Raw genomic sequence first — 11,412 nt, forward strand, 5'->3', positions numbered from 1 at the left:
GCTTCCCCGGCACGCCTCAGCGGTCGCAGGCGACGCCGTCGCCGTCCCGGTCGAGGGCCGCCCGGTACCCGGGATCGCCGCTGCGGATGGGCGCCGCGTGTGCCGCCCGGGCGGCCGCGCAGTTCGCGTAGTACACGCCGCCGCCACCCGTCGTCCCACCGGTCGTCCYGCCGCCCGTCGGCATCGCGCTGACCTGGCTGGGCCGGTGGAGCCGCAACCGGAAGATCGTCGCCACCGTCCTCTCGGGTCTGTGGTTCCTCGTGCTGCTGTTCGCCGGCCCGCCGCCCGCGGACCCCGCGGCCGACGCCGCACCGCGGGCCACCGCGTCGGCGGGCGCCGCGACGGGCAGCCCGACCGCCCGCCCGACGCCGACCGGCCCCCCGACCTTCGTGGGCAGGAGCCTCGAGGAGGCGAAGTCGGGCGCTCAGGCCGCCGGGTACGACTCCGTCTCGCACGACGCCTCGGACCAGGACGCGGCCCAGTGGGACGCCGACGGATGGAAGGTCTGCTTCCAGACGCCGGCCGAGGGACGGCCCGGCGGGCGGCCCGTGCTGGACTTCGGCGTCGTCCGGATCGACGCCCTGTGCCCGGCGAAGGACGGCGACAAGGTGCCGTGGCCGAAGATGCCGACCGTCACCGGCATGACCTTCGACGCGGCCTCGCAGGTGCTCGCCCGGACCGGGTTCAGGGCGAGCGAGCCGCGGAGCGCGTACACCGACGTCGACCTCCCCGAGGACGTGGCTGCCTGGAAGGTCTGCTTCCAGGACCCGCGGCCGGCCGAGCAGGTCCAGACCCCGCAGTACCAGACGGCCTACCTCTCCCTGACCGCCCCGGCGACCGCGTGCCCCCCGAACCCGAACACCGCGCTGCGTCCGGACACGGGCGGGACGACCGCGGGGAACGACGAAGCGGACGGCCCCGCACACGACGCCGGGACGACGGGCGGCGGGACGACCGGTGGGACGACGGGTGGCGGCGGCGTGTACTACGCGAACTGCGCGGCCGCCCGGGCGGCACACGCGGCGCCCATCCGCAGCGGCGATCCCGGGTACCGGGCGGCCCTCGACCGGGACGGCGACGGCGTCGCCTGCGACCGCTGAGGCGTGCCGGGGAAGCGGCGCCGTGCGCCCGGACGGAAAGAGCCCCCGCCCGCTGTCGCGGTCGGGGGCTCCCTCAGATCCGGAAGGCAGACGAGCCGGGCTGTACGCCGGGTTCTGTCCCCCGGGACCTCGCGGTCGTCAGGGTGACGGCCATCCATCTAGGGCCGGCGTTGCCGCCGGCCTCGTGCGGTCTACCCGCGGACTCGGGCGGGCAGCCCTCGAACGTCCGCGCAGGGCCGCCTGTCACCAGGCGACCCCTCTTGACCTTGCTCCGGGTGGGGTTTACCTAGCCGCCTGAGTCACCTCAGGCGCTGGTGGTCTCTTACACCACCGTTTCACCCTTACCGAGGACCGAGGTCCCCGGCGGTCTGTTTTCTGTGGCACTGTCCCGCGGGTCACCCCGGGTGGCCGTTAGCCACCACCCTGCCCTGTGGAGCCCGGACGTTCCTCGGGAGGATCCGAGGATCCCCACGCGGCCGCCCGCCCGGCTCGTCTGCCGTGGCGCCCATGCTACCCGCCCGGGCGGCGGGGGCCGGACGCCTCCGTACCCCGTGCGGGGCCGGCACCCCACGGCGGAGCGCCGGTCGCGGTCCGCTTGACCTTGTCGCAGCGTCAGGGTTTGTACTGGGCTCATGCGAATCGGCGAGATCGCCGCGCTCGTCGGGGTCACCCCGCGGGCCGTGCGGCACTACCACCGTCTCGGGCTGCTGCCCGAGCCCGTACGGCGGGCCAACGGGTACCGGGAGTACGACATCCGGGACGCCGTCCTGCTCGCCCGGATCCGCCGGCTGGCCGAACTGGGGCTCGGGCTCGACGAGGTCGGGGACGTCCTCGCCGACGACGCCGGACGCGAGCTGGTGGAGGTGCTGGAGGAACTCGACGCCGACCTCGGGCGGCAGGAGGCGGTGATCCGGGAGCGGCGGGCGCGGCTCGCCGGGCTGCTCGACGAGGCCCGGGAGGGGCGGCTGAACTCCGAGGGGCCGTTCTCGGCGGAGCTCACCGGACTGTTCGCCGGCATCGGCGAGCTGCCCGCGTCCCCCACGGCCGCCATGGACCGGGAGATGCTGGGTCTGCTCGACACCGTGACGCCGGAGGAGGAGCGGGACCGGCTGATCGGGGCGATGCGGGAGATGGCGGAGGCGCCGGGCGCGCGGGAACGTCTGCACGACGTGTACGCGCGGCTCGACGCGCTCGCCGGGGCGGACCCCGGCGATCCCCGCGTGGCGGAGGCCGGTCAGGCGCTCGCGGCCTGCCTCCCGGACGCGGTCGTGGCGCAGCTCGGCGACGAGGGACTGCCCGGAGGCCGGGTCACCGACGCCTTCTTCGGCGTCTTCTCCGCCGCGCAGACCGCCGCCGTGCGCCACGCGCTGCGACTGATCCGGGAGCGTGCGACGTGAGCCCGGCACCGTACGGGCCGCGCGGCACGGCCCGCGGGACGAGCGCCACGCCCCGACCGCGGGGCCCGGGCGTCCGCCTGCTGCGGGGGGCCGGGTACGCCGTCCTGCCGGCGGAACTCGTCCTCGCGGTCTGCCTCGTGGCGGGGGTGCGGATACCCGAGCCGGCCGTCCTGGCCGCGGAGGCCGCCACCCTGCTCCTGCTCGCCGTCGGGGCCGGGGTCTTCGTCCGGCTGCGCCGGAGCGGGACGGCGGGCCGGGAGGCGCTCGCCGAGCTCGTGCCCGAGCCGGTGCTCCGGTTGGCCGCTCACGAACTGCGGCTGCTGGCGAGCCTCGGCCTGTGGGTCGCGCGCCGCCGCGTCGGCGTCCGGGCGGGCGACACGCCCTTCCCGCACGCCCGTGACCAGGCGGCCCTCATGTACGGCTTCGCGTTCGTGTGCCTCGTCGAGACGGTCGGCATGTCGTATCTGCTCGCCGGCCTGCCGGTCGTCCACGCCGTCGTCCTCGTCCTCGACGTCTACACCGTGCTGTTCGTGCTCGGGCTGCACGCCGCGTCCGTGACCCGGCCGCACGTCCTCGGCCCCGACGGCCTGCGGCTGCGCCAGGCGGCACACGTCGACCTGCTCGTCCCGCTGGAGCGGATCGCCTCCGTCCGGCACGAGCTGCTGTTCTCGCACGAGAAGGCCGAGGGCGAGCTGAACCTCGCCGTCGGCTCGCAGACCTCCCTCACCGTCGAACTGACGGGGCCGGTCGACGCGCCCCGGTTCCTCGGCGGGCCCCGTCCCGTGCGGATCGTGCGCTGCCACGCCGACGACGCCCGCGGGCTCGCCCGGGCCCTCGCGGGCGCGCTCGCCGAGGCACGGGACGCTCCGACGGCTCCGGACGAGGACACACCGTCACCCGCGGCGGAGGCCGCCGACCGGGTTCCGGCCGGGCGGGCGGGGACTACGCCGGTGCGAACCGCACCTTCGCCGCTCCCGGATCCGCCTGCGTCAGCCTGACCCGCAGCCACTCCCCCAGCGGGAGGCGGGAGTCGCCGCCCTCGATGCCGGCCACCACCGCCGGATCCTCCAGGTGCACGGTCCCGACGGCCGGATCGCGGTCCTTCACGTCGATGACGTACGCGTCGAAGATCTCGCCGACCCGTTCCCGCAGCAGGGCGGCCTCGACGATGTCGACCGACTCGCGCTCGACGGTGTTGGCGAGCCGCGAGCCCGCCGCCATCTCGTCGGGGAGCGCCGGCAGCGCGGCCCGCACCCACTCCGGCGGCTCCTCCCCCGCCACGGCCGCCGCACACAGCTCGCCCGCGTACCGGTCGACCAGCCGGCGCAACGGGGCGGTGCAGTGGGTGTACTCGTCCGCCACCGCCGCGTGGACCGCGGGCGTGGGCACGTTGCCGTCGGTGAACACGGTGTAGCCGGCCCCCCGCAGCAGGGTGGTGCAGTCCTGGAGGAAGGCGGCGTGGCGGGGGTCGGACGGGTCGGCGGAGCGGACGACGTCCGCGTACGAGACGTGGTGCGGCCAGTCGACCCCGAGGGCCTGCGCGGAGAGGCGCAGCCGGGCGACGGCACCGTCGGGGGCGGTGGGGAGCGTGCGCAGGATCCCGGTGCCCGCGGCCGTCATGAGGTCGGCCGCGGCCATGCCGGTCAGGAGGGAGATCTGCGCGTTCCAGCCGTCGGCGGGGAGCGGGGCGCGGTAGGCGAGGGAGTAGGTGTGGTCCTGCTCGACGATCTCCTGCTCGGGGACGTTGAGGGAGATCCCGCCGCGCTCGGACTCGAGGGCTTCGCGGAGCCGGCCGACGTCCCGCAGGAGGGCCAGCGGCTCCTCGGCCGTGCCGTCGTCGATGCGGCGCTGGACGCCCGCGTAGTCGAGCTTGGCACGGCTGCGCACCAGGGCGCGGCGCAGGTCGGTGGCGACGCGGCGGCCCTCGGCGTCGAGGTCGATCCGCCACAGCAGCGCGGGCCGGGGTTCGCCGGGCAGGAGGCTCGCCGCGCCTTCGGAGAGCACGGGCGGGTGCAGGGGCACCTTGCCGTCGGGGAAGTAGAGGGTGAGGCGCCTGCGGTGGGCCTCGGCGTCGAGGGCGGAGCCGGGCGCGACGAAGGCGGCGACGTCGGCGATGGCGTAGTGGACGCGGTAGCCGCCGTCGGCGCGGCGGGCCAGGTGCATGGCCTGGTCGAGGTCCGTGGAGGTCGGCGGGTCGATCGTGAAGAAGGGGATGTCGGTCGCGTCGTGCCCGGGGAGCCGGGGCGCTTTGGCCGCGGCTTCCGCCTCGGCGAGGACGGCGGGCGGGAAGGCGTCGGGGATCGCGAGCTCGGTACGCAGTGCGCGCAGGGCGGCCCGCAGCGGAGCCTCGGCTGCGCCGGTCACGCGGATGTGGCGGCGGGGCATGGACCGAGCGTAGGGCCGGGCGGGGGCCCCGGCACGTCGGCGACCCGGCGGGGCCCGGGGGCCCACGGTGCGGGGAGCGGCGGCGGACGCGGGACCGGCGGGTGCCGCCGGCTTTGTAGGCTGAACAGCCGGGGCCGCACCCCCACCCCGTACGTACGAAGGAGAACCGCCGTGCTCGTGCTGTTGCCGCCCTCCGAAGGAAAGGCCGCCTCGGGCCGTGGCGCACCGCTCAAGCCGGAGTCGCTGTCCCTGCCGGGCCTGGCCGGGGCGCGGGCGGCGGTCCTGGACGAGCTGGTCGAGCTGTGCGCCGCCGACGAGGAGAAGGCGCGCGAGGTGCTCGGTCTGAGCGAGGGACTGCGCGGCGAGATCGCCAAGAACACCGAACTCCGCACGGCGGGCGCACGACCGGCCGGGGAGATCTACACGGGCGTGCTGTACGACGCGCTGGGCCTGGCCACCCTCGACGCGGCGGCGCGCAGGCGCGCCCGGCAGTCGCTGCTCGTGTTCTCCGGGCTGTGGGGAGCGGTCCGGGTGGACGACCGGATCCCGTCGTACCGCTGCTCGATGGGCGTGAAGCTGCCGGGTCTGGGGGCGCTCGGCGCGCACTGGCGCGGGGCGATGGCCACGGTGATGCCCGAGGCCGCCGGGGACGGGCTCGTCCTCGATCTGCGCTCGTCGGCGTACGCCTCGGCCTGGAAGCCGAAGGGGGAGGCGGCGGAGCGGACCGCGACCGTGCGGGTGCTCCACGCGCCGACCCGGAAGGTGGTCAGCCACTTCAACAAGGCGACGAAGGGCCGGATCGTCCGGAGCCTGCTGGAGGCCGGGGCGCGGCCGAAGCGGCGGCAGGAGCTGGTCGAGATCCTGCGGGACCTGGGATACGTGGTCGAGGAGGGCCGGGCGGGGGCCCTGGACGTGCTCGTGGACGAGATCCACTAGGTCCTGTCCGGGAACGGGGGCGTGTTGCGAGAGGAGCGCCGTCCGTCGGCCACCGCATCCCAGGCGTTGCAACATGCGCAACGCTCGTTGCGTGTCACGCTTCCCTTGGCCACGATGGGCCCATGGAGAGCGTGCTCGACCTTGCCCCCGAAGCCCCCGTCGTCCCGGTCGTCGTGATCGAGGACGCCGCCGACGCCGTCCCGCTGGCCCGCGCCCTGGTGGCCGGCGGGCTGCCGCTGATCGAGGTGACGCTGCGGACGCCGGCCGCGCTGGACGCCGTCCGCGCGATCGCCGCCGAGGTCCCCGGGGCGGTCGTCGGCGCCGGCACCGTGGTCTCCCCGGCCGGCGTCGCGGACGCGGTCGGCGCGGGGGCACGGTTCCTCGTCAGTCCCGGCTGGACGGAGGGCCTGCTGGGCGCGATGCGCGAGTCGGGCGTGCCGTTCCTGCCGGGCGTCTCGACGACCTCGGAGGTCGTCGCCCTGCTGGAGCACGGCGTCCGGGACATGAAGTTCTTCCCGGCGGAGGCCGCCGGCGGCGTCCGCTATCTCTCGTCCCTGGCCGGACCGCTCCCGCAGGCCCGCYTCTGCCCGACCGGCGGCATCTCGCCCGCGTCGGCGCCGTCCTATCTCGCCCTGCCCAACGTCGCCTGCGTCGGCGGCACCTGGATGCTGCCGACCGACGCGCTCGCGTCCCGCGACTGGGCGCGGGTGGAGTCGCTGGCACGCCGGGCGGCGGAGCTGCGGACGGCCCCGGCCTCCAGCAGGCTCCGGACGATCCGGCCCTTCGTCGCCTTGTTGAAGTGGCTGACCACCGACTCGCGCATCGCGCCCAGCAGGCCCTCCGTCCAGCCGGGACTGACGAGGAACCGTGCCCCCGCGCCGACCGCGTCCGCGACGCCGGCCGGGGAGACCACGGTGCCGGCGCCCTCCGCCGCGGGTGACGGCCCACCCCTCACGCGGGGGCGTCGATCGCGAGCGCCGCGTGGTCGGCCAGCGGGCGGTAACCGAGCCGCTGGTACAGGGCGTTGCTCGTCGGGTTGGCCAGGTCGGTGAAGAGGAGGACCTGTTCGGCGCCCGCGGCCAGGGCGGCGCGGCTGACCGCGCTGGTGACGGCCCCGGCGAAGCCCCGTCCGCGTTCCTCCGGCGGGGTACGGACGAGGGACACCCGGGCCTGACCGGCGAGGGTCGGCGAGACGCTCGCCATCGACCGGGGAACGCCGTGCGCCTCCCAGAAGTAGAGGCGGCCTTCGGCGACACGGGTGGTGATGTTCGCGGTGGGGTCGGTGTCGGCCGCCTCGCCGACGTCACGGGCGAACTGCCGGGCCCACGCCACGGCGAAGGGGATCTCCGCCACGGTCGCCCGCCGTGCCCGGCCCGGTGGCGCGGGTTCCGGTGGGGTGAGCTCGCCGAGCCGGAAGAGCCGCATGCGGCGGGTGGTGGTCCAAGGGCGGCCGAGGGCACGGGCGAAGGCCTCGCAGGCGTCCGCCTCGCCCCGTACGCCGGTCACCGCACCGGCGCCGGGCAGGGCGCGGGCCAGGGCGTAGGCGGCCGTACCGGTCATGACACCGAGGACCGGCACACCGGGCGGGGAGACCGCGCAGGTGCCGGTGACGCGGCCGTCCGGCCCGGTCCACCAGCCGAGGAGTTCCGCCCCGTCGACGAGGGTGAGCACGGCGGTGTGCCGGGCCGGAGCGGCCGCCAGCGGGGCGGCCGCGGCACGGCGGAACACCGCGGCCTGCTCGGTGAAGTGCCAGGTCATGGCCCGATGGTGCTACGGGACGACGCGGCGGGCCACGAGTTTTCCGGGTGCCCGTCCCGTCGTCCCGTGGCCGGTCACCTCAGGTGCGCGGTGTCGTTGAGGAGCCGTACGGACGCGTTGCCGTCCGCGTAGTAGGCCACCGCCGACAGGGAGGCCGCCGAGAGCTCCATCCGGAACAGCGACTCCGGCGGGGCTCCGAGCGCCAGCCGGATCAGGGTCTTGATCGGCGTCACGTGCGTGACCAGCAGGACCGTGCGGCCGGCGTGGGCCGCCGTCAGCCGGTCGCGGGTCGCCGCGACGCGGCGGGCGACGGTCGCGAAGCTCTCGCCCCCACCCGTCGGTTCGGCCTTCGGCGAGGCGAGCCAGGCGTCGAGGTCCTCGGCGTGACGCTCGCGGACCTCGGCGAAGGTCAGCCCCTCCCAGGCCCCGAAGTCGGTCTCGCGGAGCCCTTCCTCGATCTGTACGGACAGGCCCAGACGGGCGGCGACGGTCTCGGCGGTCTGGCGGCAGCGGGTGAGCGGCGAGCTGACGATCTCCTGGATGGTGCCCCGGGCGGCGAGCGCGGCGGCGACGGCTTCGGCCTGCCGCAGTCCGGCGGCCGACAGCTCGGGGTCGGTGCCGCCGCTTCCGGAGAACCGCTTCTCCGGGGTGAGGGCGGTCTCCCCGTGGCGCAGCAGGACGAACGTGGCCGGGGCGCCCATGTCGGGTCCGGTCCAGCCCTGCGCGGGCGCCTCGCCGGCGGGGGCGTGCGGACGGACCCGCGCGCCGTGGCCCGCGTGTCCCTCGGTGGCCGCCTCGGCCTCGAAGTCCCCGCTCGCCTCGGCGACGCCGGGCACGGACCGTGCCGCCGCGGCGGACTCCCGTTCGGCGGTGCCGGCCGCGGCCAGCGACGCGCGGGCCTGGGCCGCGACGGCCTCGTCCGCGGGGAAGAGCGCGTCGTCGGACGGCCCGGCGTGCCCGGAGCCGGCCGTGCCGGTGCCCCTGGCGGCGCCCGTGCCCGTCAGGGCCGCGCGGGCCCGTGCGGCGCCGGCCGTGGCGTCGCCGGGGGGACCCGACGGCGGCGGTGCGGCGGCCGCGCGGGCCGCGGCCGCGTCGCGGGCGGCGAAGGACCCCGTGGAGTCCGACGGCTGCCACTGCCGGCCCTGCTTGCCCGCGTCCATCGCCTCGTTCGCGAGACGGTCGGCGTGCTTGTTCCGCTCGCGCGGGATCCACTCGTAGCGGACCTGTCCCGCCGGGTAGACCCGGCCGGCCTCCGCGGCGAGCGGCTTCATGTCGGGATGCTTGATCTTCCAGCGGCCGGACATCTGCTCGACGACCAGCTTGGAGTCCATCCGGACGTGCACGGCGGCGTCGGGGAACAGCTCGCGCGCCGCCTTCAGCCCGGCGATCAGGCCCTTGTACTCGGCGACGTTGTTCGTGGCGACGCCGATGTACTCGGCGGCCTCCGCGAGGGTCTCCCCGGTCGCCGGGTCCAGGACCACCGCGCCGTAGCCGGCGGGCCCCGGGTTGCCCCGGGAGCCGCCGTCGGCCTCGACGATCAGTTCCCTGGCCGTCATTACAGGCCGGACTCCGACGTGCGGACGAGGATCCGGCGGCAGTTCTCGCAGCGTACGACCGTGTCGGCGGCGGCGGCCCGGACCTCGTTCAGCTCGGTGATGTTCAGCTCGATGTGGCAGCCCTCGCACTTGCGCTGGTACAGCCGGGCGGCACCGACGCCACCCTGCTGCTCACGCAGCTTCTCGTAGAGCTTGAGCAGGTCGGCCGGGACGGAGCCGGCGACGAGCTCGCGCTCCTTGCCGACGGAGGCGGCGTCGCGGTCCAGGTCGGCCTGCGCGGCGTCGCGACGGGCGGTCGCGTCGTCGGTCTTGGCCTGGACGGCGGAGGCGCGCTCGGTCAGCTCGGCGACCCGCTCCTGCGCGGACTCGCGGCGCTCCATGACCTCCAGGACGATGTCCTCGAGGTCGCCCTGGCGCTTGGCCAGCGAGGTGATCTCGCGCTGGAGGTTCTCCAGGTCCTTCGGGGAGGAGACGGCGCCGGAGTCGAGGCGCTGCTGGTCCCGCACGGCGCGCTGGCGGACCTGGTCGACGTCCTGCTCCGCCTTGGTCTGCTCGCGGGCGCAGTCGCTCTCCTCGGTCTGCGCGGCGACGAGCAGGTCGCGCAGCTGGGTGAGGTCCTTGGTCAGCGACTCGATCTCGGCGTGCTCGGGCAGGGACTTGCGCTTGTGGGCGAGCTGCTGGAGACGTACGTCCAGGGACTGGACGTCGAGGAGTCGGATCTGGTCGGCGGGCGCGGCGTTCAGTTGGGGGCTCCAGGGGAGGTGTGGTGGGAGGACCAGGGGTCGGTGACCGTCTTCGAGACGTGGACGCGGAGGTCCCAGCCGTGGCGGTCGGAGATCTCGTCGAGCTGGGCGGCGGCCTGCTCGCACCAGGGCCATTCGGTGGCCCAGTGGGCGGCGTCGACCAGGCCCGGGCCGGGCCGGCCGGAGTGGGCCGCGTGCTGGGTGGCCTCGGAGACCGGGTGGTGGCGCAGGTCGGCGGTGAGGAACGCGTCCACGCCTGCGGCCCGCACCGCGTCGAAGAGGCTGTCGCCCGAGCCGCCGCTGACGGCGACCCGGCGGACGGTCATGTCGGGGTCGCCCGCGACGCGGATGCCCTGCGCGGTGGCGGGGAGCCGCTTCGCGGCGCGGGCCGCGAACTCGGCCAGCGTCTCGGGATGGTCCAGTTCGCAGATCCGGCCGAGGTTGTTCTCGGGGACCAGGGGGCCGGTGATCCGCAGGTCGAGGGCGCCGGCGAGGGCGTCGGAGACTCCGGGTTCGGCGGTGTCGGCGTTGGTGTGGGCGACGTGCAGGGCGATGCCGTGCTTGATCAGCGTGTGCACGACGCGCCCCTTGAAGTGGGAGGCCGCGACCGTCGTGGTCCCGCGCAGGTAGAGCGGGTGGTGGGTGACGATCAGGTCGGCGCCGAGCGCGACCGCCTCGTCGGCGATCTCCTGGACGGGGTCGACGGCGAACAGGACGCGGGTGACGGAGGCGTCGGGCTCGCCGCACACCGTGCCGACGGCGTCCCACTGCTCGGCCCGCTCGGGCGGCCAGAGGGCGTCGAGTTCGGCGATGACTTCAGACAGACGGGGCACGGGGGAAAGGCTACCTGCCCTGCGTGCCCCGTCCTCCTGCCCCGTGGGCGGTGAGGGCGGAGCCGGGTCCCGCGGGACGGGCCGCGGCGGGACCCGGGGTGCCGTGGGAGGGGTGCGGCGGCGGATCGGGGCGCCGATCGTGCCGGCGGATCCGGGTCGCCCGCGTCCTTCCGGAGATAGGTGGGGATGCCACCGTCCCCCTCGGCGGCGGCGTTCCCGGCGGGCTTCACGCCGGCCGGGACGACGTGGGTCGGGCTCGTGGGCGTCGAGGGCGACGAGCCGCTTCGGGGCGGACTCGATCTTCGTCGTGCCGAGGGCGTGGGCGGCTGCGCCGGGGACCGGCCGGGCTCGGCGTCCGGGCCCGTGGCCGCGGGCCCGGCGGCGGCTTCGCCGAGGTCCTCGCCGCCGGCCGCGACGGTCTTCCCGTCCCGGCCGCCCTTCTTACCTGCGGAAGTGTCCGGGGTGCCGCTCCCGCCCCGGCGGGCCGCGGGACCGGCAGCGGCGGCGACGGCGGCGGAACCGCGACGGCGGAAGGGACGGGGAGCGAGCGCCGTACGAGGACGGGCGCGGTGGTTCGCGAACGGTGCGGGAGAGGCCCCCGGGCCCGGAGCATCAGGCTCCACTTAGGGTCGCCTTGGCTCACGCCCCCCTTGCCCCTTCAGCCTTAGGGTCGCCTTGGCTCACGCCCCCCTTGCCCCTTCAGC

General features: G+C 75.9%; 10 protein-coding genes, 1 other RNA gene and 1 pseudogene. 5 read left to right on the plus strand and 7 right to left on the minus strand.

Features of this window, described 5'->3' with window-relative positions:
* Positions 1-16: 16 nt before the first annotated feature.
* Positions 17-235, minus strand: a complete 219-nt coding sequence (locus tag EAO71_RS12385) for an excalibur calcium-binding domain-containing protein (RefSeq protein ID WP_410093962.1) — start codon at positions 233-235, stop codon at positions 17-19.
* A 25-nt stretch (positions 236-260) separates the two neighbouring features.
* On the opposite strand from EAO71_RS12385, the gene EAO71_RS38750 reads away from it, so the two are divergent.
* Positions 261-1,100, plus strand: a complete 840-nt coding sequence (locus EAO71_RS38750; RefSeq protein WP_261992107.1) for an excalibur calcium-binding domain-containing protein — start codon at positions 261-263, stop codon at positions 1,098-1,100.
* An 87-nt stretch (positions 1,101-1,187) separates the two neighbouring features.
* On the opposite strand, the gene rnpB is transcribed toward EAO71_RS38750, so the two are convergent.
* Positions 1,188-1,592: RNase P RNA component class A (rnpB, locus tag EAO71_RS12395), an RNA gene on the minus strand.
* 140 nt (positions 1,593-1,732) lie between these two features.
* Here rnpB and EAO71_RS12400 point away from each other — a divergent pair.
* Positions 1,733-2,497 carry a MerR family transcriptional regulator gene (locus tag EAO71_RS12400; protein WP_147977774.1) on the plus strand — a complete coding sequence of 255 codons (765 nt, stop codon included), beginning with the start codon at positions 1,733-1,735 and terminating at the stop codon, positions 2,495-2,497.
* Positions 2,494-3,495 carry a hypothetical protein gene (locus EAO71_RS12405; protein WP_399758655.1) on the plus strand — a complete coding sequence of 334 codons (1,002 nt, stop codon included), beginning with the start codon at positions 2,494-2,496 and terminating at the stop codon, positions 3,493-3,495. Before EAO71_RS12400 ends, EAO71_RS12405 begins: the two co-directional genes overlap by 4 nt.
* Here the strand turns inward: EAO71_RS12405 and EAO71_RS12410 are convergent.
* Positions 3,440-4,882, minus strand: coding sequence for an RNB domain-containing ribonuclease (locus EAO71_RS12410; RefSeq protein ID WP_147977775.1), 1,443 nt, complete (start codon positions 4,880-4,882; stop codon positions 3,440-3,442). The two genes, EAO71_RS12405 and EAO71_RS12410, sit on opposite strands and share 56 nt — an antisense overlap.
* 171 nt (positions 4,883-5,053) lie before the next feature.
* Here EAO71_RS12410 and yaaA point away from each other — a divergent pair, with 171 nt between their 5' ends.
* Positions 5,054-5,818 carry a peroxide stress protein YaaA gene (gene yaaA / locus EAO71_RS12415; RefSeq protein WP_147977776.1) on the plus strand — a complete coding sequence of 255 codons (765 nt, stop codon included), beginning with the start codon at positions 5,054-5,056 and terminating at the stop codon, positions 5,816-5,818.
* 122 nt (positions 5,819-5,940) lie between these two features.
* Positions 5,941-6,558: pseudogene (gene eda, locus EAO71_RS12420) on the plus strand (bifunctional 4-hydroxy-2-oxoglutarate aldolase/2-dehydro-3-deoxy-phosphogluconate aldolase); the annotation flags it as partial.
* Between the two features lie 211 nt (positions 6,559-6,769).
* Here the strand turns inward: eda and EAO71_RS12430 are convergent.
* The 4 genes from EAO71_RS12430 to EAO71_RS12445 all read right to left on the minus strand — a co-directional run bounded on the left by EAO71_RS12430 (position 6,770) and on the right by EAO71_RS12445 (position 10,708).
* Positions 6,770-7,576 carry a GNAT family N-acetyltransferase gene (locus tag EAO71_RS12430; RefSeq protein ID WP_147977777.1) on the minus strand — a complete coding sequence of 269 codons (807 nt, stop codon included), beginning with the start codon at positions 7,574-7,576 and terminating at the stop codon, positions 6,770-6,772.
* Between the two features lie 74 nt (positions 7,577-7,650).
* Positions 7,651-9,132 (minus strand): bifunctional RNase H/acid phosphatase, encoded by a 1,482-nt coding sequence (locus EAO71_RS12435; RefSeq protein WP_147977778.1) that lies wholly within the window; start codon positions 9,130-9,132, stop codon positions 7,651-7,653.
* Positions 9,132-9,875 carry a zinc ribbon domain-containing protein gene (locus EAO71_RS12440; protein WP_187282735.1) on the minus strand — a complete coding sequence of 248 codons (744 nt, stop codon included), beginning with the start codon at positions 9,873-9,875 and terminating at the stop codon, positions 9,132-9,134. The genes EAO71_RS12435 and EAO71_RS12440 overlap by 1 nt, the downstream gene beginning before the upstream one ends.
* Positions 9,872-10,708 (minus strand): Nif3-like dinuclear metal center hexameric protein, encoded by an 837-nt coding sequence (locus tag EAO71_RS12445; protein ID WP_147977779.1) that lies wholly within the window; start codon positions 10,706-10,708, stop codon positions 9,872-9,874. The genes EAO71_RS12440 and EAO71_RS12445 overlap by 4 nt, the downstream gene beginning before the upstream one ends.
* Between the last annotated feature and the right edge of the window lie 704 nt (positions 10,709-11,412).

This window comes from Streptomyces sp. MS191 (assembly GCF_008042125.1).
GTDB lineage: Bacteria > Actinomycetota > Actinomycetes > Streptomycetales > Streptomycetaceae > Streptomyces.

What these genes read in the sequence shown, in the direction of transcription:
- EAO71_RS12400 (WP_147977774.1), top strand. Translation starts at nt 1,733, where the DNA reads ATGCGAATCGGCGAGATCGCCGCGCTCGTCGGGGTCACCCCGCGGGCC.
- EAO71_RS12435 (WP_147977778.1), bottom strand. Translation starts at nt 9,132, where the DNA reads ATGACGGCCAGGGAACTGATCGTCGAGGCCGACGGCGGCTCCCGGGGC.
- EAO71_RS12430 (WP_147977777.1), bottom strand. Translation starts at nt 7,576, where the DNA reads ATGACCTGGCACTTCACCGAGCAGGCCGCGGTGTTCCGCCGTGCCGCG.
- EAO71_RS12410 (WP_147977775.1), bottom strand. Translation starts at nt 4,882, where the DNA reads ATGCCCCGCCGCCACATCCGCGTGACCGGCGCAGCCGAGGCTCCGCTG.